17 protein-coding genes are annotated in these 19,829 nt (G+C 69.4%); 10 read left to right on the forward strand and 7 right to left on the reverse strand.

Annotation, left to right across the window (positions count from 1 at the left end; translation table 11 throughout):
* The 3 genes from C4V41_RS13360 to C4V41_RS13370 are packed head-to-tail and all read left to right on the forward strand — an operon-like array spanning window position 1 to window position 2,903.
* Window positions 1-822 (forward strand): carbohydrate ABC transporter permease, encoded by an 822-nt coding sequence (locus C4V41_RS13360; protein WP_103956135.1) that lies wholly within the window; start codon window positions 1-3, stop codon window positions 820-822.
* A 2-nt stretch (window positions 823-824) separates the two neighbouring features.
* Window positions 825-1,100 (forward strand): DUF2160 domain-containing protein, encoded by a 276-nt coding sequence (locus C4V41_RS13365; RefSeq protein WP_103956136.1) that lies wholly within the window; start codon window positions 825-827, stop codon window positions 1,098-1,100.
* Window positions 1,101-1,118: 18 nt separating this feature from the next.
* Window positions 1,119-2,903, forward strand: coding sequence for an ABC transporter substrate-binding protein (locus C4V41_RS13370; protein ID WP_103956137.1), 1,785 nt, complete (start codon window positions 1,119-1,121; stop codon window positions 2,901-2,903).
* Here the strand turns inward: C4V41_RS13370 and C4V41_RS13375 are convergent.
* The 6 genes from C4V41_RS13375 to C4V41_RS13400 all read right to left on the reverse strand — a co-directional run bounded on the left by C4V41_RS13375 (window position 2,900) and on the right by C4V41_RS13400 (window position 9,510).
* The gene (locus C4V41_RS13375) at window positions 2,900-3,940 is read right to left on the reverse strand and encodes a dienelactone hydrolase family protein (protein ID WP_103956138.1); all 1,041 of its coding nucleotides are present in this window, start codon (window positions 3,938-3,940) and stop codon (window positions 2,900-2,902) included. The two genes, C4V41_RS13370 and C4V41_RS13375, sit on opposite strands and share 4 nt — an antisense overlap.
* Window positions 3,930-5,210, reverse strand: coding sequence for a Gfo/Idh/MocA family protein (locus C4V41_RS13380; RefSeq protein ID WP_103956139.1), 1,281 nt, complete (start codon window positions 5,208-5,210; stop codon window positions 3,930-3,932). Before C4V41_RS13380 ends, C4V41_RS13375 begins: the two co-directional genes overlap by 11 nt.
* Window positions 5,211-5,218: 8 nt before the next feature.
* Window positions 5,219-6,502, reverse strand: coding sequence for an ABC transporter substrate-binding protein (locus C4V41_RS13385; RefSeq protein ID WP_146103642.1), 1,284 nt, complete (start codon window positions 6,500-6,502; stop codon window positions 5,219-5,221).
* 45 nt (window positions 6,503-6,547) lie between these two features.
* A complete protein-coding gene (locus C4V41_RS13390; protein WP_103956141.1) occupies window positions 6,548-7,414 on the reverse strand; it encodes a carbohydrate ABC transporter permease in 867 nt (288 codons plus the stop codon).
* Window positions 7,398-8,360 carry a carbohydrate ABC transporter permease gene (locus C4V41_RS13395; RefSeq protein ID WP_103956142.1) on the reverse strand — a complete coding sequence of 321 codons (963 nt, stop codon included), beginning with the start codon at window positions 8,358-8,360 and terminating at the stop codon, window positions 7,398-7,400. The genes C4V41_RS13390 and C4V41_RS13395 overlap by 17 nt, the downstream gene beginning before the upstream one ends.
* Before the next feature lie 196 nt (window positions 8,361-8,556).
* A complete protein-coding gene (locus C4V41_RS13400; protein WP_200823945.1) occupies window positions 8,557-9,510 on the reverse strand; it encodes a LacI family DNA-binding transcriptional regulator in 954 nt (317 codons plus the stop codon).
* Window positions 9,511-9,702: 192 nt separating this feature from the next.
* On the opposite strand from C4V41_RS13400, the gene C4V41_RS13405 reads away from it, so the two are divergent.
* The 4 genes from C4V41_RS13405 to C4V41_RS65810 are packed head-to-tail and all read left to right on the forward strand — an operon-like array spanning window position 9,703 to window position 14,436.
* Entirely contained in the window at window positions 9,703-10,590 is an 888-nt protein-coding gene (locus C4V41_RS13405) for an NAD-dependent epimerase/dehydratase family protein (RefSeq protein WP_103956548.1), read from the forward strand.
* A complete protein-coding gene (locus C4V41_RS13410) occupies window positions 10,590-11,462 on the forward strand; it encodes a 5-dehydro-4-deoxyglucarate dehydratase (RefSeq protein ID WP_103956144.1) in 873 nt (290 codons plus the stop codon). Before C4V41_RS13405 ends, C4V41_RS13410 begins: the two co-directional genes overlap by 1 nt.
* Entirely contained in the window at window positions 11,459-12,511 is a 1,053-nt protein-coding gene (locus C4V41_RS13415; protein WP_103956145.1) for a mandelate racemase/muconate lactonizing enzyme family protein, read from the forward strand. The genes C4V41_RS13410 and C4V41_RS13415 overlap by 4 nt, the downstream gene beginning before the upstream one ends.
* Window positions 12,511-14,436 (forward strand): DUF6807 family protein, encoded by a 1,926-nt coding sequence (locus C4V41_RS65810; RefSeq protein WP_103956549.1) that lies wholly within the window; start codon window positions 12,511-12,513, stop codon window positions 14,434-14,436. Before C4V41_RS13415 ends, C4V41_RS65810 begins: the two co-directional genes overlap by 1 nt.
* A 93-nt stretch (window positions 14,437-14,529) precedes the next feature.
* Here C4V41_RS65810 and C4V41_RS13425 read toward each other — a convergent pair whose 3' ends face one another.
* Window positions 14,530-15,174, reverse strand: a complete 645-nt coding sequence (locus tag C4V41_RS13425; protein WP_103956146.1) for a TetR family transcriptional regulator — start codon at window positions 15,172-15,174, stop codon at window positions 14,530-14,532.
* 111 nt (window positions 15,175-15,285) lie between these two features.
* Between C4V41_RS13425 and C4V41_RS13430 the strand changes: the two genes are divergently transcribed.
* Genes C4V41_RS13430 through C4V41_RS64170 form a run of 3 tightly spaced genes read left to right on the forward strand, consistent with a single transcriptional unit; the run spans window position 15,286 to window position 19,824 of the window.
* Window positions 15,286-16,908 (forward strand): ABC transporter substrate-binding protein, encoded by a 1,623-nt coding sequence (locus C4V41_RS13430; RefSeq protein ID WP_103956147.1) that lies wholly within the window; start codon window positions 15,286-15,288, stop codon window positions 16,906-16,908.
* Window positions 16,905-17,843, forward strand: a complete 939-nt coding sequence (locus tag C4V41_RS13435; protein WP_103956148.1) for an ABC transporter permease — start codon at window positions 16,905-16,907, stop codon at window positions 17,841-17,843. The genes C4V41_RS13430 and C4V41_RS13435 overlap by 4 nt, the downstream gene beginning before the upstream one ends.
* Window positions 17,836-19,824, forward strand: a complete 1,989-nt coding sequence (locus C4V41_RS64170) for a dipeptide/oligopeptide/nickel ABC transporter permease/ATP-binding protein (RefSeq protein ID WP_103956149.1) — start codon at window positions 17,836-17,838, stop codon at window positions 19,822-19,824. The genes C4V41_RS13435 and C4V41_RS64170 overlap by 8 nt, the downstream gene beginning before the upstream one ends.
* Window positions 19,825-19,829 lie beyond the last annotated feature (5 nt).

The following is a 19,829-nucleotide window of genomic DNA, read 5'->3' on the forward strand; positions in this document are numbered from 1 at the left end:
ATGGCGCGGGTGACCGGGCGGCGGCTGCCGTGGGCGCGTACGGTCTTCTGGCTCTACGTGGTCACGCTGATGCTGCCGCTGCTGTGGATGTTCGGCATGTCGATCCGTCCGAACGAGGACATCCTGGGCAGCTTCTCGCTGTTCCCGCAGCGCGTGACGTTCGACAACTACGCCACCTTCTTCACCGACTCGTCCTGGTATTCGAGCTACCTCAACTCCATCATCTACACCTCGATGAACGCCGTGATGTCGCTCATCGTGGCGCTGCCGGCCGCGTACGCGTTCTCGCGCTTCCGGTTCGCCGGGGACAAGCACCTGTTCTTCTGGCTGCTGACCAATCGCATGGCGCCGCCCGCGGTGTTCCTGCTGCCGTTCTTCCAGATTTACCAGAGCGTCGGCCTCTTCGACACGCATCTCGGCGTGGCCATCGCGCACATGCTCTTCAACGTGCCGCTGGCCGTCTGGATCCTCGAAGGATTCATGTCCGGAATTCCCCGGGAAATAGACGAGACCGCGGCGATCGACGGTTATTCTCTGCCGCGTTTCTTCGTCAAGATCTTCCTGCCGATGATTCGCTCCGCGATCGGCGTGACCCTGTTCTTCTGTTTCATGTTCAGCTGGGTCGAACTGCTAATCGCCAGAAGTATCACCTCGGTGGACGCGAAACCCATTGCCGCGACAATGACGAGAACGGTGAGCGCGGCGGGCGTCGATTGGGGATTGCTGGCGGCGGCGGGGGTTCTCACCATTGTCCCCGGCGCCATCGTCATCTGGTTCGTCCGGAATTACATTGCTAAGGGCTTCACGATGGGAAGGGTCTGACCATGCTCGAGTGGATGGTGTGGACCACCCCCACGGCCCTGGTCTTCGCCGGGCTCGCCCTGCTGCTGGTCGTCATGACGGTCTGGGCTCGCATCTCCCCTCCCGTGGCCAGGCGAGGCTTCCTGCGCATCGAGACCGACCGGGGGGACCGGCTCTACATCGGCCTGATCAGCGCCGCCGTCGTGCTGGCCGGCTGGATCGCCATCACCGACCTGTCCATGTGGCTCGCGCTCGGGTGCGCGCTGCTGGTGACGGTCGTGATCGGGATATGGGGCTAACAGATAAGGAGCGAAGCGATGAGGCATCGGGCAGGCAGGTCCGCGGCCGTGGGTCTGTTCGCGGTCGTCCTGATAGCAGCCGGCTGCACGCAGAGCGCGGAGAAGCCCGCGAGTGACTTCAAGGAGGCCGATGGCAAGGCCGCGGCCCAGAAATGGGTGTCGGAGCAGTTCACGCCGAGCACCCTGTCCAAGGACCAGCAGATCGCGGAGATGGACTGGTTCATCAAGGCCGCGGCGCCGTACCGGGGCATGCAGATCAACGTGGTCTCCGAGACGATCACCACGCACGAGTACGAGTCCCAGCAGCTCGCGAAGGCGTTCACCGAGATCACCGGGATCAGGATCAAGCACGACCTGATCCAGGAGGGTGACGTCGTCGAGAAGCTCCAGACCCAGATCCAGGGCAACCAGAACATCTACGACGCCTACGTCAACGACTCCGACCTGATCGGGACCCACTCGCGCGGCGACTACGTGGTCCCGCTGTCGGACTACATGGCGGGTGAGGGCAAGAACGTCACCTCGCCCACCCTCGACCTGAACGACTTCATCGGCATCAGCTTCACGACCGGGCCCGACAAGAAGATCTACCAGCTCCCCGACCAGCAGTTCGCGAACCTCTACTGGTTCCGCTACGACTGGTTCACCGACCCGAAGATCAAGAAGGAGTTCAAGGACGCCTACGGTTACGACCTCGGCGTCCCGGTCAACTGGGCCGCCTACGAGGACATCGCCGACTTCTTCACCAACAAGGTCAACGGCAACGGCACCATCGACGGCAAGAAGGTCTACGGCCACATGGACTACGGCCGCAAGGACCCGTCGCTCGGCTGGCGCTTCACCGACGCCTGGCTGTCCATGGCCGGCAACGGCGACCCCGGCATCCCCAACGGCCTGCCGGTGGACGACTGGGGCATCCGGGTGGAGAACTGCCGCCCGGTCGGCTCGTCGGTCACCCGCGGCGGCGACACCAACGGCCCGGCCGCGGTCTACGCCCTGACCAAGTACGTGGACTGGCTGAAGAAATATGCCCCCAGGGAGGCGGCGGGCATGAACTTCAGCGAGGCCGGCCCGGTCCCTGCGCAGGGCAACATCGCCCAGCAGATCTTCTGGTACACCTCGTTCACGGCCGACATGACCAAGGAGGGCCTGCCGGTCGTCAACAGCGACGGCACGCCGAAGTGGCGCATCGCGCCGAGCCCGCACGGCGCGTACTGGAAGGACGGCAACAAGCTGGGCTACCAGGACGCCGGTTCGTGGACGCTGCTGAAGAGCACCCCGCAGGACCGCAGGGCGGCCGCCTGGCTGTACGCGCAGTTCGTGACGTCGAAGACGGTGTCGCTGAAGAAGTCGATCGTCGGGCTGACGTTCATCCGCGAATCCGACATCAAGAGCCAGTACTTCGCCGACAACGCCAAGAAGTACGGCGGCCTGATCGAGTTCTACGGCTCACCGGCCCGCGTGCAGTGGACGCCGACCGGCACGAACGTGCCCGACTACCCGAAGCTGGCCCAGCTCTGGTGGCAGAACGTGGCCACGGCCGTGACCGGCGAGACCACGCCGCAGCAGTCGATGGACAACCTGGCCAAGCAGCAGGACGACATCCTGTCCCGGCTGGAGCGGCTCTCGCGTGAGCGCCAGGGCTTCGCCGGGCAGTGCGCGCCCAAGCTGAACCAGGAGCGTGACGCCCAGTACTGGTACGACCAGCCCGGCGCCCCGGCACCGAAGCTGGCCGACGAACGCGGCAAGCCGCAGACCCTCGACTACGACAAGCTGATCGCCACCTGGAAGCAAGGGAACTAACGCAGGCGTTCCCCGAGCCAGTCGAAGGCGCGCTCCTGCATGGGCACGTCGAAGCTGTGCGGTACGTCGGCGAAGACGGCCTCGTAGGCGTCGGGCGCGGCGGCGTACCGCTCGGTGATCATCGTGTGCGCGCGCCGCATGCCGGTCGCGGGGAACAGCCGGTCGCGCAGGGCGTACTGGACCATGAGCGGCCCGGGAGCGCGGGCGGCGACCAGGTCGGGCCAGTCGCCCAGCCGCGGCAGGCCCGGCGGCCACAACATCCAGGTGTGGCCGGGGACATGCTCGGCGATCATGTCCCGATAGGAGGAGACCATCGCGGCGACGACCACCGCCCGCATGGCCGGGTCGAACGCGCCGAGCAGCGCGGCCCGCAGGCCGCCGCCCGACAGCCCGGCGCAGCCGACCGCGCCGACGTCCGGGCGTGAGCGCAGGTAGGCCGCCGCCGCCAGGTCCTCACCCGCCACCACGCCGGCGAACGAGATGCCGAGCACCTGGCAGTGCTTGGCCACGATGTGCTCGTGGTCGCGGGCGGCCCGGTCGTAGCGGTCGGCCTCGCTCAGCGCCGGGTCGTCGGGGAGCTCCAGCGGGAAGCGGCGGCTGCCCCACACGAACGCGTCGTGCGCCAGCACCGCGAAGCCGCGCCTGGCCAGCGCGTTGGCGAAGGCCCGGCCGCCGTAGATGTCGTCCCGCAGCCGCCGCACCTCGGGCGTCGGCCCTTCGGGCGCGTCGGCGATCTTCTCCTTGCCGGCCCACTTCATCCCGGCGTGGCAGTGCAGCGCCACGACCCCGGGCAGCGGCCCGTCGGCGTCCGCGGGCCGCAGCAGGTAGGCCCGCGTGCGCGGCCCGAACCCGACCGACCAGGACAGCTCCTCACCGTGGAGGCCGTCGTGCGTCCAGGTCCGCTCGACCCGCACGTCATCGGCGGTCAGGTCGAGCACGCCGATGGCGTCGCGCGCCGCCGCGCGCAGCTCGGGGCCCCCGAGAACGGGGTAGAGCCCGCGCTGCGCGGCGGCGACTCGCGCCAGCTCAGCGAACACGCGTGCCGTCGTCCTCAAGGAACACCGGAGCGCCGGTCCTGGCCGAGACGTTGGCCGCGTGGCCGGTCAGCACGCTGCGGATGCCGTCGCGGTAGCCGGCCTGCCGGGCCAGCGGGTCGTCGCCGGGGCCGCGGAAGACGTCGTTGAGCAGCAGCCGGTCGCCGCCGCCGTGCCCGCCGGCGCCCGACTCGATGGGCACCTCCTCCGCCTCGTTCCAGTGCCGCTGCAGCGTGAGCCGCTCCCAGGCGCCGGTCGCGTGCTGCTTGGAGGCCGCGCTGGGGTCGATGGCGGCGTGCGGGGGCGTCCACTCCCGCTCGACGACGGCCAGTTCGAGCCGGCCCTCGGTGCCGTTGAAGGCCACCCGGTAGCCCTCCCACGGGGAGTGGGCGTGCAGCGAGTACGTCAGGATGCTCCGGTTGTCATAGCGCACCAGGACGGACATGTTGTCGTCGATGTTGACGCCCTCGCCGAAGACGTCCTGGTCGCGGATGTAGCCGTCCTCGTGCTCGGCGTCCAGGTAGAGCCGCTTGAGCCGGGGGTCGGTGGAGATGTCGAGGATGAACGGGTCGGTGCCCAGCCCGGGGGCGCCCTGCCCGCGCTCGGGACGCTCGCCGAGTCCGCGCTTCCTGGCGTTCTCGGCGCCGTAGAAGCGCAGGTCGGTCTGGGCGTAGACGCTCACGGGAGCGGCCGCGAGCCACCAGTTGACCAGGTCGAAGTGGTGGGTCGACTTGTGCACCAGCAGCCCGCCGGACTTGGCCCGGTCGCGGTGCCAGCGGCGGAAGTAGTCGGCGCCGTGGATGGTGTCGAGCGTCCACTCGAAGTGCACGGACGTCACCTCGCCGATGGAGCCCTCCTGCAACACGCGGCGGACGGCCGAGTTGCGCGGCGAATAGCGGTAGTTGAAGGTCACGATCAGCTTGCCGGTGCTGCGCTCCGCGGCCTCGGCGATGGCCGCGCAGCCGTCGGCGTCGATCGTGAGAGGCTTCTCCACGATGACGTCACGGCCGGCGTCGAGCGCCGCGCACACGTATTTCGCGTGCGTGGCGTCGACGGTGGTGACGATGAGCGCGTCGGCGAGCTCGAGCACCTTGTCGAACTCCGTTGGGGCGAAGCACGGCACCTCGTGACCGATCCGCTCGACGTAGTAGTCCATGCGGGTCCGGTTGGTGTCGCACAGGGCGACGATGGTGCCTGCGTCGCGCCACTCCCCGAGCAGCGCGTCGACGTACATTTGCGCGCGGTGCCCGAGCCCGACGAACGCGTACCTCATGTGTCTCCTTAGCCGGCGATCGAGGCGTTCGCCTCGGTGATGAACTTCTGGGCGGCGTCGTCGGGGGTCATCCTGCCGAACAGGACCTCCTCCGAGTACCGCGTGAGGATGTCCTCCATGGCGCTGGCGCCCTTCGGCGGCGCGGCCGGCGGGTCGGCCAGCTCGCCCTTGACCTTGTCGAGGAAGGCCAGGGTCTTCTGGTCACTGGGCGGCAGCTTGTCCTTGACCGCCGCCAGCACCTTGGAGCTGGCGGGCAGGCCGCGGTCGCTGAGGATGATCTGGCCCGCCTCGGGGTCGTTGATCATGAAGTCGATGAACTTGGCGGCCTCGGCCGAGCGCTCGGACTTCGCCGAGGCGGTGTAGAACATCGCGGGCTGCAGGAACATGCCGCCGGTGGTGGCGCCCTCGATCTTGGGCATCCGCAGCAGGTCGACCTCCTTGCCCGACGCCTTGTTGATCGCGCCGAGCTGGTTGCTCCACCACATGCCCATCGCGCCGTTGCCGGTGGCGAACAGCGACTGGTCCACGCTCTGGGCGCCGACCTCGGCGCTCTTGGCGGCGTCGGGCGAGCCCTTGCTCTTGATCAGCTCCTGCATGATCGCCCACCACGCCTTGAGGGTGTCGGGCGAGACGCCGAGCTTGTTGCCGTTGTAGAAGACCTCGCCCCGCTGCGCGGCGAAGATCTGCAGGAAGGCCGGGTTGAACGCCTGCTGCGTACCGTAGACCTTGCCGCCGCTCTCGGCGGTGACCTTGGCGGCCAGCGCGGCCCACTCTTCCCAGGTCCACTTGGTGTCGTCGGGCATCTTCTGCTTGGCGGCCTCGATCGCCTGGGGGTCCACGACCAGGGACCAGGCGTTGACACCCGAGGGGATGGCGTACTGCTTGCCGTCGATGGCGCCGGTGGCCAGCACCTTGGCATCGATGTCGGCGGTGTTGACCTTGCCGGACAGGTCGGCCAGGGTGCCGCGGTCGGCGTATTCGCGCAGGCCGCGGATCTCGATGGTGATGACGTCGGGCGAGTCGCTGGCCGCGACCTTCGTGGACAGCGACTCGTAGTAGCTGCCGAAGTCGGAGAACTCACCCTCGACGTCGATCGTCGGGTTCTTCGCCTCGAACTTCTTGATCGCCTCTTCGGTCATCTTCTGCCGCGCGTCGCTACCCCAATAGGAGAAGCGCAGCTTGACCTTGCCGTCGGCGCTCTCGCCGCCGCTGCCGCTGCCGCAGGCCGCGGTGACCGCCAGCACAGCCGTGGCCAGCAGGGCCGCCGACCACATCTTCTTGCCAGAGCTCACGGCTCTACCTCCTAGAGGGGTGTTCTTCTTGGGGGGTGGAACGGGCTACTTCAGTCCCGTGGTCGCGACGCCACGGATCAGATATTTCTGGCCGGCCAGGAAGAAGCCGAAGATCGGGCCGAGCGCGATGATCGACATGGCGAACATCGGGCCCCACGACGACTCTCCGCTGGAGTCCAGGAACGTGCGCAGCGCCACCGGGACGGTGAAGTTGTCCGGGTTGTTGAGGTACAGCAACTGGCTGAGGAAGTCGTTCCACGTCCAGATGAACGTGAAAATCGCGGTGGTGGCCAGCGCGGGCACACAGAGCGGCATGACCACCCTGATGAAGATGCGCCAATAGCCCGCTCCGTCGATCTCCGCCGCCTCGTCCAGTTCTCTCGGCAGAGTACGGATGAACTGGACCATGAGGAAGATGAAGAACGCGTCCGTCGCCAGAACCTTCGGCATGACCAGCGGCCAGATCGTGTTGATCAGGTCGAGCTGGGAGAACATGATGTACTGCGGCACGATCACCACGTGGTGCGGCAGCATGATCGTGCCGAGCATGATCGCGAACCACAGCTTCTTCAACGGGAAGTTCAGCCGGGCGAACGCGTACGCGGCCAGCGAGCAGGCCACCAGGTTCGCCACCACCGACAGGGCCGTGACGACCGCCGAGTTCCACAGGTAGTAGCCGAACGGATGCTTCAGCGCCGTCCAGCCCTCGGTGTAGTTCTCCAGGGTGACCTCACTGGGCCACAGTCCCGGCTGCCGGAAGATCAGCTCTTCCGGCTTGAGCGAACTGGAGATCATCCACAGGAGTGGATAGAGCATGACCAGGCCGAAGCCGATCAGCAGGATGTGCTTGACCACCGGCCCGCCCCTGAGGGGACGGAACAACGCCGGGACCGGCCTACTTGGTGTCGCCATAGAAGACCCAATACTTAGACGCGAGGAAGTTCACTCCGGTCAGAGCGGCGATGATGACCAGCAGGACCCACGCCATCGCCGCAGCGTAGCCCATGTCGAAGTTCTTGAAACCCTGCAAATAGAGGTAGAGCGTGTAGAAGAGGGTGGAGTCGGCCGGGCCGCCCTTGCCGTTGCTGACGATGAACGCCTGCGTGAACGACTGGAACGACTTGATGAGCTCCAGCACCAGGTTGAAGAAGATGATCGGCGTCAGCAGCGGCAGCGTGATCGAGCGGAACTGGCGGATGGGGCCGGCGCCGTCCACCGAGGCCGCCTCGTAGTAGCTGCCGGGGATCTGCCGCAGGCCCGCCAGGAAGATGATCATCGGCGCGCCGAAGGTCCACACGTGCAGGATGATCAGCGTGCCGAGCGCGGTGTCCGGGTCGCCGACCCAGCCGGGCCCCTCGATCCCGATCAACGCGAGCATCGCGTTGACCAGGCCGTCGGCGCCGAAGACCTTGCGCCAGAGGATCGCGATGGCGACGCTGCCGCCCAGCAGCGAGGGCAGGTAGAAGATCGAGCGGTAGATCGGCAGGCCGCGCAGGCCCCGGTCGAGCACCAGCGCCAGCGCGAGGGCGAAGGCGAGCTGCAGCGGGACCGACACCACCACGTAGATGGTGGTGACCTTCAGCGAGTTCATGAACCGCTGGTCTTCGGTGAACATCTTGATGTAGTTGTCGAACCCGACCCACTTGGCCTCCTCCAGGAGGCTGTAGTCGGTGAAGGACAGGTAGAGCGAAGCGAAGATCGGGCCGATCGTGATGACGAGCAGGCCGACGAACCAGGGCGCCAGGAAGAGATAGGCGGCCCGCGCCTCACGGCGGGAGCGCTTGGTGGAGCGGTGACCGCCGCCTTCGGGCCTGGTCGCCGTTGCCCGGGGCGTCACCGCCACCGAAACGTCTGTCATCACACGGACCTTCCGGCGAAACGTGAATGGATAGCGCTTTCCTATAGCTGTCAGGAAAGTTCCGTCAACCCTTTGCAGGCGTTACATAGCCGTTACCGATATATCGCAACGATGTTTCCGCAGGTTAGAGCCTCGACTTCCGAAGAAGTCAGATGATTTTCGGCTGCATTTGTTACAACCGTTTGCAGAACCCGCCCTATCGTGGAGCAGCGGTGGAGTCCCTGATCACGAGCCTGGTCTCCAGCGAGGTGGTGGCGGTCACCTCCTGGATGAGCAGATCGACCGCCAGCCGCCCGGCGGCCGCCGTCGGCATGGCCACCGTGGTGAGTTTGGGACGGCTCAGCCGCCCGGGAACGATATCGTCGATCCCGACCACGCTGACGTCCGCGGGCACGCTCAGCCCCAGGTCGCCGAGCCCTTCGATGAGCCCGATGGCCACCAGGTCGTTGTAGGCCAGCACGCCGGTCACCTTGGCGTCCCGCACCCGGCCGGCCGCGGCGTAGCCACCGCGTTCGGTGGGCGCGTTCGGCCCGACGACGACGAGGTCGACGCCCGGCACCTGTTCGGCGGCCGTACGGATCTCCGCGCTCGTCCACGAACCGGCGGGTCCCGACACCAGCGCGACGCGCCGATGCCCCAGCCCCGCGAGGTGCTGGACCGCCAGCTTGGCGCCGTGCCCGACGTCCATCAGCACGGTCGCCGCGCCGCGCAGCCGCCGGTTGATCACCACGAACGGCACCCGCTCGGCCAGCCGCTCCAGCGCCTTGTTGGACGAGCGCGGGCTGCACAGCACCACGCCGTCCACCTGCTTGGAGAACGCCTGCACCAACTCCTCCTCGGCGGCCGGCTCCTCGTCGGTGTCGGCCACGAACAGGTGGTAGTCGCGCTGCCGGGCGGCCGCGTGCGCGGCCTTGATCAGTGGCGGGAAGAACGGATTGGCGATGTCGGCCACGATCAGGCCGAGGTTGTGGGTACGCCCGGTCGTGAGCGCCCTGGCCGCGCGGTTGGGCCGGTATCCGAGCTCCTCGGCCACCGCCATGACCCTGGTGCGCGTGGCCGCGTTCACCATGTGCGGCGCGGAGAACGTCCGCGAAACGGTCGATACATGCACTCCGGAGGCCCGGGCCACATCACGAATCGTCACTGTCACAGCCGCCCACCCTAACGCAACCGCTTGCAGAACCCATGAGTACGATGAAAGCGCTTGCCGCACGCCCCGGCCCCGGAAGGCTTCGGGAACCCGCAGCTAGAGAGGCGGTAACCAAATCGCCTCTTGACGCCTCACCCTTCCGGACAAGAAGGTTTAGTGCAACTGTTTGCAGTCTTGAAGGAGCCCCTCACGGTGAGCAGAGTCCTCGTCACCGGAAGCGCAGGACGCCTCGGCCGCAGCGTGGTCAGCACGCTCGCGGCGGCCGGGCACGAGGTCATAGGCGTCGATCGCGCCCCCGGAACCCCGGAAGAGGCAGCGGTCACCTTACCCGCCGACCTCACCGACACGGGAGAGGCGTTCGAGGTGATCGCCAGATTCCGCCCGGAATCGGTGATCCACCTCGCCGCGATCGCGACGCCGTTCAGCTTCCCGGAATCGGTGATCTACAAGGTCAACACGCAGCTCGCGTTCAACGTGTGCGAGGCGTCGGTGGCCCTGGGCGTGGCGGGTGTGGTGGTGGCGAGCAGCCCCACGGTCATGGGGTACGGCGCGCCCGGCGGCTGGGCGCCGGCGTACCTGCCGATCGACGAAGAGCACCCGGTCCGCCCCTGGAACGCCTACAACCTGTCCAAGGTGGTGGCGGAACAGACCATGAAGGCGTTCGCCGTCGCGGGCGGCACGAAGCTGGCCGCGGTGCGGCCGTGTTTCGTGATCCCACCCGAGGAGTGGGCGGGCGCGCCCACGCAGTCCGGGCACACGGTGCGCGAGCGGCTGGACCGGCCGGAGCTGGGCGGGGTGTCGCTGTTCAACTACATCGACTCCCGCGACGCCGCCGAGATGATCGCCGTGCTCTCCGAGGCGCTGCCCGAGCTGCCGAACGGTGAGGTCTTCTTCGCCGGCGCGGCCGACGCGCTGGCCAGAAAACCGCTGGCCGACCTGCTACCCCAGGTCGTTCCCGGCACCGAGGCGCTCGCGTCCGGGCTCACCGGCACCACCCCCGCCTTCTCGACCGCCAAGGCAGAACGCCTGCTCGGCTGGCAGCCCAAGCGCACCTGGCGCAACGAACTCAAGGAATCCTGATGAATCTCAGCGGTGTGCTGTTCTTCCCCGTGACCCCCTTCGACGCCGACGGCACCCTCGCCGAGCAGGTGCTGGCCGAGCACGTCGGGCAGGGCATGGAGCATGGTCCCGGCGGGGTGTTCGTGGCCTGCGGCACCGGCGAGTTCTCGGCCCTTTCCGAGTCCGAGCACGCGCGGGCCGTGCGGGTGACGACCGAGGTCGTGGCCGGCCGGGTGCCGGTGCTGGCGGGGGCGGGCGGGCCGCTCGGCGCGGCGCTCAACCAGGCGCGGGCCGCGCGGGACGCGGGCGCCGACGGACTGTTGCTGATGCCGCCGTACCTGGCTCAGGGGCCAAGGCAGGGTTTCGAGGCTTATGTACGGGCGGTGGCCGAGGTGCTGCCGGTGATCGTCTATCAGCGTGGCTCGGTGGTGCTGGAGCCTGAGGCCGTGGTCGCGCTGGCGGGCATCCCCGGGGTGATCGGGCTCAAGGACGGCCTGGGCGACATCGACCGTATGCAGCGCACCGTGCTGGAGGTGCGGGAGGCGTACCCGGACTTCCTGTTCTTCAACGGGCTGCCGACGGCCGAGCTGACCATGCCCGCCTACCGGGGCATCGGCGTCGAGCTGTATTCGAGCGCGGTGTTCGCGTTCGCGCCGGAGATCGCACTGGCTTATCTGCGTGGCGACGAGCGGCTGCTCACCGAGTTCTACGCCCCCCTCGTACGGCTCCGCGGCAAGGTCCCCGGCTACCCCGTCGCCCTGGTCAAGGCCGGTGTACGGCTGCGCGGCCTCGACGTGGGCACCGTGCGCCCGCCGCTGGTGGAGGTGTCCGACGAGCACCTGGAAGAGCTGGAGGCGCTGATCAAGACCGGGCTGGAGCTGGCCGCGTCATGACGATCGCGGATCTGCGTACCGAGCTGCGCACCGCACCACTACCCCGCCCCTGGGGCGCGGACGTACCCGCCAACCACGTCATCGTCACCCACGTCACGCTGAAGGACGGGCGGACGGGGACCGGGTTCTCGTGGACGCCGCAGATCGGCGCGCACGCCGTCAAGGCGCTGCTCGACCACGACCTGCGCGAGGCCCTCATCGGGCTGCCCGCGCACCCCGAGGTGGTGTGGGACCGGCTGTGGCGGCACCTGCGCGAGGCCGGCCCCGGCGGGATCACCACGATCGCGCTGGCCGGGATCGACCTGGCGCTGTGGGACCTGCGCTGCGGCGGCGAAGGGCTGGCCGACGTGCTGGGGCGGCGGCGCGACGAGGTCCCGGTCTACGGCAGCGGCGTCAACCTGCACTACTCCCTGGACGAGCTGACCGAGCAGGCCAGGCGCTGGGTGGCCGCGGGCCACCGCGGCGTCAAGATCAAGGTCGGCCGTCCCGACCTGGCCGAGGACGTGGCGCGGGTGGCCGCGGTGCGCGAGGTCATCGGGCCCGACCGGCTGCTGATGATCGACGCCAACCAGCGCTGGGACCTGCACCGGGCCCGGCGGGCGCTGGCCGCGCTGCGGGAGTTCGGGCTGCACTGGATCGAGGAGCCGCTGCCGGCCGACGACGTGGCCGCGCACGTGGAGCTGCGCCGCTCCATCGACGTGCCGATCGCGGTCGGCGAGAACGTCTACACCACCTACGGCTTCCGCGACCTGCTGACGGCGGGCGCGTGCGACGTGGTGCAGCCGAACGTGGTGCGGGTCGGCGGGATCACGCCGTTCCTGCGGATCGTGGAGCTGGCCAGGACCTTTGACGTGCCGGTCTATCCGCACCTGCTGAGCGAGGTGTCCGGGCAGCTCGCGCTGAGCCTGCCGCTGCCGGTCATGGTGGAGGACGTGGAGGACGCGTCGTTCGGGCGGCTGGGGCTGCTGGCGGAGCCGTACCCGGTGGAGATCGCCGGTGGCGTGCTGCGCTCGGGCGGGCACGCCGGGCTCGGGCTGAGGTGGTCGTGATGGCGGCACCGGTGAAGGTCGTCCTGGCCGGGGCGCAGGGGCACGGCCGGCATCACCTGGCCCATTTGCGCATGCTGAGCGATCTCGGCGAGATCGAACTGGCCGGGATCTGCGACCTGCGGCCGGTCGAGGTGGACTTCGGCACACCGCTGCAGTCGTCCGACCTGGCCGAGCTGATCGAGAAGACCGGCGCGGAGATCACGATCATCTGCACGCCGATCCAGACGCACGCCGACCTCGCGGTGACCGCGTTGCGCGCCGGCTCGCACGTGCTGCTGGAGAAGCCGCCCGCGGCCAACCCCGAGGCGCACGCCAAGATCGCCGCGGCGGTGGCCGAGACCGGGCTGGCCTGCCAGGTCGGGTTCCAGTCGCTGGGCTCCGAGGCCGTTCCCGCGCTGCGCGAGCTGATCGCGAGCGGGGCGCTCGGGCGGGTGCGCGGCATCGGCGGCGCGGGCGCCTGGGAGCGGCCCACGTCCTACTTCACCCGTTCCCCCTGGTCGGGGCGGCGCCGGCTGAACGGCGTGGACGTGGTGGACGGGGCGCTGACCAACCCGTTCGCGCACGCCGTCGCGACCGCGCTCGCGCTGGCCGACAGCCCGATCGCGGAGATCGAGACCGAGCTGTACCACGCCTTCCCGATCGAGTCGGACGACACGTCCTGCGTGCGCGTGCGGCTGGCCGACGGGCTGGTGATCACGATCGCGGTGACGTTGTGCGCGCCTGAGCGGCACGAGCCGTACCTGGTCGTGCACGGTGACCGGGGCCGGGCCACGCTCACGTACACCCAGGACCGGCTCAAGGTCGAGCTCGCGGACGGCTCGGTCACGACGACCGTGCACTCGCGTACCGGCCTGCTGGAGAATCTCATCGACCACATCCGCACGGGTGCGGAGCTGCTGGTCCCGCTGGCCCGCACCGAGGCGTTCACGCGGGTGCTGGACGCGGTGCGGCTGGCTCCCGAGCCGGTGCCGATCCCCGAGCGGCACCAGGTCGTGACGCGGGACGGCGAGGGCGCGGTCGTCGGCAGGGTGCTGCCCGGCGTGGCCGAGCTGACCGACCGCAGCGCGGAGGAACTGGCGCTCTACTCCGAGCTCGGCGCCCCGTGGGCGCGGGTGGGGCTGCTGGTGTCCGGGACGGAGGTGGCGGCGTACGAGCTGAGCCCCGACCTGCCCGTCACCGACTCGCCCCGCCCCTACCTGCACGAGGTACGCACCCTCGGCGGTGTCACGGTCACCGAGGTCCGCCCCGAGGACCACGTGCACCACCTGGGGGTCGGGGTGGCGATCTCCGACCTGGGCGGCGCGAACTTCTGGGGCGGCCGGACCTTCGTCAAGGACCAGGGGCCGACCTGGCTGGAGGATCACGGCACGCAGCGGCACGTGTCGTTCACCCGGCTGGACGACGACGGGTTCGTCGAGGAGCTGGAGTGGGTCGGGCCCGGGGGTCTCGTGATGGCCCGCGAGGAGCGCACGGTCACGGCGCGGCCGGTCGGGGACGCGTGGGCGCTGGACTTCGCGTTCACGCTCACCAACCTGACCGGGGCGCCGCTGACGATCCAGAGCTCGGCCACCAAGGGCCGGCCTGGGGCCGGGTACGGCGGCTTCTTCTGGCGCGCGCCCGGCACCTCGACGGACCGGGTCACGCTGCCCGGGGACGAGCCGGTCGTGCACGGGAGTGATGGGCCGTGGGTGGCGATGTCCGGCACCACGCCCGAGGGGCGGGACTGGACGCTCGTCTTCGTGCAGGCGGACGGCGATCCGTGGTTCGTGCGGGTGGAGGGCTATCCGGGGGTCGGGCAGGCACTGGCCTGGGACACCCCGCTGGTCGTCGAGACGGCACTGACCAGGCGGGTCGTCACCGTCGTGGCCGACGGCCGCCTGACCGAAGACCAGATCACCACCCTGGCGACCACCGTCAGCCCCTGACCCTCCCGGTCGCGGCGGCCCCCCTCCGGCCGCCGCGACCATCCCTTAAGGCCGCCCTGTTTCCAAAGGGACCTGTGCCGAAGTGCGGCGCGGTCAGTCGCCCGCGGGCTTGGAGGTGGAACGCAACAGCCGCAGAGCACCCCGTGACAAGGCGGTCAGGATGTCGGCCGCCTCCTCCAAGTCGGGGTAACGCCCCTCCAAATGCCCCATCGCCAGCGCGTTGGTGGCCGCGTTGATCCCCTCGGCGATCATCTCCAGCCGCCGCCGATCCCGCTCGTTGTCCGCCGTATAGCCAAGAGCGGCCAGGTCAGCGGCATGATGATCGCGGTAGGCGGCCGCCGTCTCCACCGCGAAGTCCCGCAGCGACGACGACGGATCGTACCGGGCCCTGAGCTGGATCCGCAGCAGCTCGGGATGCCGGCAGATCGCCTCCAGCGGGATGCGGAACGTCTCGCGGTGCCGTTCGAGGTCGTCGGGCGCCTCCCGGGCCTTGCGCCGCGCCTGCCGCATCGACCCGAGCAGCCGCGCGCCACCCTCCTCCGCGAGCACCCGCAGCAGCTCCTGCCGGTCCTTGAAGTGCACGTAGAAGCTGGACTGCGCGATGCCGGCGGCCTTCGCCACCCGGACCGTGGTCAGGCCGGCCTCACCCTCCTCGTCGAGGATCGCCAGCGCGGCGCGGATGAGCTTGCGCCTGGTCAGGTCTTTGGCCTCGCTCCTGGTGAGCGGCGTGCCCGTCATTGATGCCCCCTCCCCCTCCGTAACGATTCTCCCGTGGCTCTTGTGCGGTTTTTCACCGATAGTACTATCGGTGAAATTGACTCTCGGGGGAAATACCGGGAGGAGGCGTGGATGAGACGCTGGAGTACACCGGCCACGCTGTTGCTGGCCACGATGCTGCTGCTGTCGTGCAGCGGCCAGCGGCCGGTCGAACAACCGCAGCGGCCCAGCGCGGCCGGGACAGGCCCGGCTCAGGGCGGGCGCCTGGTCTACGCGCTCAGCGCGGACGCCAACGGGTTCAACCCGGTCACCGACCAGTTCGCGGCCCAGAGCTACAGCATGGCAGGCTCGATCATCGAGGCGCTGGTGAGCGTGGACGCCAACGGCGACTGGAAGCCGTACCTGGCCGAGTCGCTCACCCCCAACAAGACGTACGACGAGTGGACGATCAAGGTCAGGTCCGGCATCTCGTTCTCCGACGGCATGGCGCTGACCGGTGACATCGTCAAGGCCAACCTGGAGGCGCAGAAGGTCTCGCCGCTGACCGCGGCCGTGTTCGTGCCGATCAAGTCGTTCGAGCTGGCCGGCCCGATGACGGTCAAGGTGAGGCTGAACCAGCCGTGGGTGGCCTTCCCGTACTACCTGACCACCCAGACCGGCATGATCATCCCGCCCGCCTCCCTGAACGACCCCAAGGCGGCCAGCCTCAAACCGGTGGGCACCGGGGCGTTCATCTTCAAGGAGTACGTCCCGGACAACCGCATGGTCGTCACCCGAAACCCGCGCTACTGGCGGCAGGGCCTGCCGTACCTGGACGAGATCGAGTTCCGGATCCTGCCCGACAGCCAGACCCGCGCGCAGACGCTCGAAGCCGGCGGGATCGACGCCATGGGCACCGCCCGCGACGAGGACATCACCAAGTTCGGCGGCCAGAAGGACGCCTACACCGTGCACCGGGCGCAGGGCATGGCCGTGCCCGAGTACATGTTCATGCTCAACACCGCCGTGCCCCCGCTCGACGACGTACGGGTCCGCCAGGCCCTCGCCTACGCCACCGACCGCAAGACCGTCATCTCGACCCTGCGCGGCGGGCTGACCAAGCCGGCCGACGGGCCCTGGGCCGGCGACTCCAAGTGGTACGCCGGCGGCGGCTACCCCGACTACGACCCGGCCAAGGCGGCCGCCCTGATCAAGGAGGTGGAGACGGAGAAGGGCCCGATCCGCTTCGAGCTGCTGTCCACCCCCGACCCGAACACCATGCAGGGCGTCGAGCTGGCCCAGGACATGTGGCGCAAGGCCGGCGTCGAGGCGTCGATCAAGCAGGCCGACCAGGCCGACCTGATCAACCGGGCCGTCACGGGCAACTTCGCGGTCACCGTGTGGACCCAGTTCTCCGCGCCCGACCCCGACGGCGAGTACATCTGGATGCACCAGGCGTACGCCAAGCCCATCGGCGCCGTCTCGCTCAACTTCACCCGGCTCAAGGACGCCAAGCTGAGCAGCGCGTTCGACATCGGGCGGACCAACCCGGACGAGGCCGCGCGCAAGCAGGCGTACGGAACCGTGCAGGAGCGGCTGCGGCAGCTCGTGCCGTTCGTGTTCATCGACCACCTCAACATCGGCGCCATCGTGGCCAAGACGAAGGTGCGCGGCATCGGCGAGCACGTGCTGCCCGACGGTGAGAAGGGGCTGCCGCTGACCGGTTCGCCCATTCCGTACCACCCGTTCACGCAGCTCTGGGTCAGCCAGCGGTGATCATCCTGCACCGGCTGGTCCGGCTCGTCGTGGTGCTGCTCGTGGTGACGTTCCTGTCGTACGTGCTGCTCAACCTGCTGCCCGGCGATCCGATCACGCAGATCCTGGGCCTGTCGGCGACGGAGGAGGCCCGCGCGCAGCTCCGCCAGGAGCTCGGGCTGGACCAGCCGCTGCTGGTGCGCTATCTCGACTGGGTCGGCGGCCTGGCCGGCGGCGACTTCGGCGACTCCTACATCACCAGGGTGCCGGTGGCCGACGAGCTGGCCGAGCGGCTGCCGGTCACCCTGGAGCTGCTGGCCGCGGCGCAGATCATCGCGCTCGGGCTGGCCGTCCCGGTGGGCGTAGCCGCTGCCCGCCGGGCCGGCCAGGCCCTGGACCAGGCGCTCACCGCGCTCAGCTTCGCGCTGCTGTCCACGCCCGTCTTCGTGCTCGGCGTGCTGCTGATCCTCGTCTTCGCGGTCACCTGGCAGGTGCTGCCCGCGACCGGGTGGACTCCCATTTCGCTGGATCTGGGGTGGAATCTCACCTCGGTGATCCTGCCCGCGGTCACGCTCGGGTGCGGGCAACTGGCGGTGTACGCGCGGTTGCTGCGTACCGACCTGATCGCCACCCTCCAGGAGGACTACATCACGCTGGCCCGCGCGCGCGGCCTGTCACCGCGCCGCATCCTGTGGCGGCACGCGCTGCGCCCGTCCGCGATCACCCTGATCACCGCCATCGGCCTCAACCTGGGCGCGCTCATCGGCGGCACGGTGATCATCGAGACCCTCTTCGGCCTGCCCGGCGTCGGGCGGCTCATCGTCGACTCCATCTTCTCCCGCGACTACCTGACGGTTCAGGGGGGCGTCGTGCTGATCTCCGTGGGTTACGTGGTGGTCAACTTCGCGGTGGACCTGGTGTACGCCGCCGTCGACCCCAGGATCCGTCGTGCGTAGGCGCCTCGGATGGGGCTTCTGGCTCGCGACCGGCTGGATCGGGCTGGTGCTGCTCGCCGCGCTCCTCGCCGACGTGCTGCCCTTTCCCCGCTACGACGAGACGCTCTCCGGCCCGCCACAGTCCGGGCCCAGCGCCGCGCATCCGTTCGGGACCGACGGGCTCGGCCGCGACATGCTCAGCAGAGTCGTGTACGGCGCCCGCGTCTCCCTCGGCGTGGGCATCGGCGCCGTCCTGCTGGGCCTGGGCATCGGCGCCCCGCTCGGCATCCTGGCCGGGTACCGTCGGCGGGCCACGGACGCGGTCATCATGGCGGTCAACGACGTGGCGCAGGCGTTCCCTGCGCTGGTCTTCGCGCTGGCCGTGGTGGCCTTCGCCGGCGCCAACCTGCGTAACGTGCTCATCGTCCTCGGCGTGCTCGGGGTGCCCTCGTGGGTCCGGCTCATCCGGGGCGCCACCCTCACCTTCGCCGAGCGCGAGTTCGTGCTGGCCGCCCGCGTCCTCGGCACCCGTGACCGGCGGATTCTGTGGCGGGAGATCGTGCCCAATGTGGCGGTTCCCGCGGCGTCGTACGCGTTCGTCGGGATGGCCGTGGTCGTGGTCGCCGAGGGCAGCCTGGCCTTTCTCGGCCTGTCCGTCCAGGCGCCCACGCCGACCTGGGGCGGCCTGATCAACGAGGGCCGCACGCTCATGGAGACCGCGCCGCACGTGGTGCTGGCCCCCTCGGTGGTCATGTTCCTGACCGTGCTCTCGTTCAACCTGGTGGGCGACCGGCTGCGGTCCCTGACGGACGTGCGGGAGAGCGGCCTGGAGCCGGTACGCCAGGCCGCCCCCACCGAGCTGCCCGCCACCACGCACCCGATCCGCGACTGCCTGCTGCAGGTGGAGGACCTGCGCACCCACTTCGACACCCCGCGCGGCGTCGTCAAGGCCGTGGACGGGGTCTCCTTCACCCTCGAACGCGGCAGGACCCTGGCCATCGTCGGGGAGTCGGGGTCGGGCAAGTCCATGCTGATCCGCTCCATCCTGGGACTCCTGCCCGGCAGCTCGGTCAGGGGCGGGAACGTGTACCTGTCGGGCGACGACCTCACCGGCTACAGCCCCGAGGAGATGCGCTCGGTGCTCGGGCCCCGGCTCGGGACCGTGTTCCAGGACCCGATGACCGCGCTCAACCCGGTCAGGACGATCGGGACGCAGGTGACGGAGCCGCTGCGAGTGCACCTGGGCATGGGGCGGCGGGAGGCGCGCGGCGCGGCCGTCCGGCTCCTGGCCTCGGTCGGGATCCCCGATCCCGTACGCATGCTGCGCCGCTACCCGCACCAGCTCTCGGGCGGGATGCGGCAGCGGGTGACGATCGCGATGGCGCTGTCGTGCGGGCCCGACGTGCTGTTCGCGGACGAGCCCACGACCGCGCTCGACGTGACCATCCAGGACCAGGTGCTGCGGCTGCTGCACCAGCTCCGGGAGGAGCGGGACATGGCGGTGGTGCTGGTCAGCCACGACCTGTCCGTGGTGGCCCGGTGGGCGGACGAGGTGATCGTCATGTACGCGGGCAAGGTGGTGGAACGGGGGCCGGCGGCGGAGGTGTTCGAGCGGCCGCGGATGCCGTACACGGAGGCGCTGCTGCAGGCCGCGCCGAAGCTGACCGACCCGGTGCACCACCGGCTGCGCGTCATCCCCGGCCGGCCGCCGGACCTGGTGGATCTGCCGCCGGGGTGCGCGTTCCGGGCGCGGTGCGGGTACGCGCAGGAGCGGTGCGAACGCGAGGCGCCCCCGCTGTTCGAGGACGGCCACCGCTACGCCTGCTGGCACCCCCGCCCGGCCACGCCCCTCGCTTTCCCGGCGGCCACGTCTTTACCGGCGGCGGCCGAAGCCGAGCCCTCCCACCCCCTCACCGACCGCTCCCATCTCTTTACTGCCGACGACGGGACGGAGGCCGCTCACGACCACCGCCCCTTCCCGCAAAGACATCCGAAATCGTGACAGGA

The organism is Nonomuraea solani (assembly GCF_900108335.1).
GTDB classification, from domain to species: Bacteria; Actinomycetota; Actinomycetes; order Streptosporangiales; family Streptosporangiaceae; genus Nonomuraea; species Nonomuraea solani.

What these genes read in the sequence shown, in the direction of transcription:
- C4V41_RS13360 (WP_103956135.1), top strand. Translation starts at nt 1, where the DNA reads ATGGCGCGGGTGACCGGGCGGCGGCTGCCGTGGGCGCGTACGGTCTTC.
- C4V41_RS13365 (WP_103956136.1), top strand. Translation starts at nt 825, where the DNA reads ATGCTCGAGTGGATGGTGTGGACCACCCCCACGGCCCTGGTCTTCGCC.
- C4V41_RS13370 (WP_103956137.1), top strand. Translation starts at nt 1,119, where the DNA reads ATGAGGCATCGGGCAGGCAGGTCCGCGGCCGTGGGTCTGTTCGCGGTC.
- C4V41_RS13380 (WP_103956139.1), bottom strand. Translation starts at nt 5,210, where the DNA reads ATGAGGTACGCGTTCGTCGGGCTCGGGCACCGCGCGCAAATGTACGTC.
- C4V41_RS13390 (WP_103956141.1), bottom strand. Translation starts at nt 7,414, where the DNA reads ATGGCGACACCAAGTAGGCCGGTCCCGGCGTTGTTCCGTCCCCTCAGG.
- C4V41_RS13395 (WP_103956142.1), bottom strand. Translation starts at nt 8,360, where the DNA reads ATGACAGACGTTTCGGTGGCGGTGACGCCCCGGGCAACGGCGACCAGG.
- C4V41_RS13410 (WP_103956144.1), top strand. Translation starts at nt 10,590, where the DNA reads ATGAATCTCAGCGGTGTGCTGTTCTTCCCCGTGACCCCCTTCGACGCC.
- C4V41_RS13415 (WP_103956145.1), top strand. Translation starts at nt 11,459, where the DNA reads ATGACGATCGCGGATCTGCGTACCGAGCTGCGCACCGCACCACTACCC.
- C4V41_RS65810 (WP_103956549.1), top strand. Translation starts at nt 12,511, where the DNA reads ATGGCGGCACCGGTGAAGGTCGTCCTGGCCGGGGCGCAGGGGCACGGC.
- C4V41_RS13425 (WP_103956146.1), bottom strand. Translation starts at nt 15,174, where the DNA reads ATGACGGGCACGCCGCTCACCAGGAGCGAGGCCAAAGACCTGACCAGG.
- C4V41_RS13430 (WP_103956147.1), top strand. Translation starts at nt 15,286, where the DNA reads ATGAGACGCTGGAGTACACCGGCCACGCTGTTGCTGGCCACGATGCTG.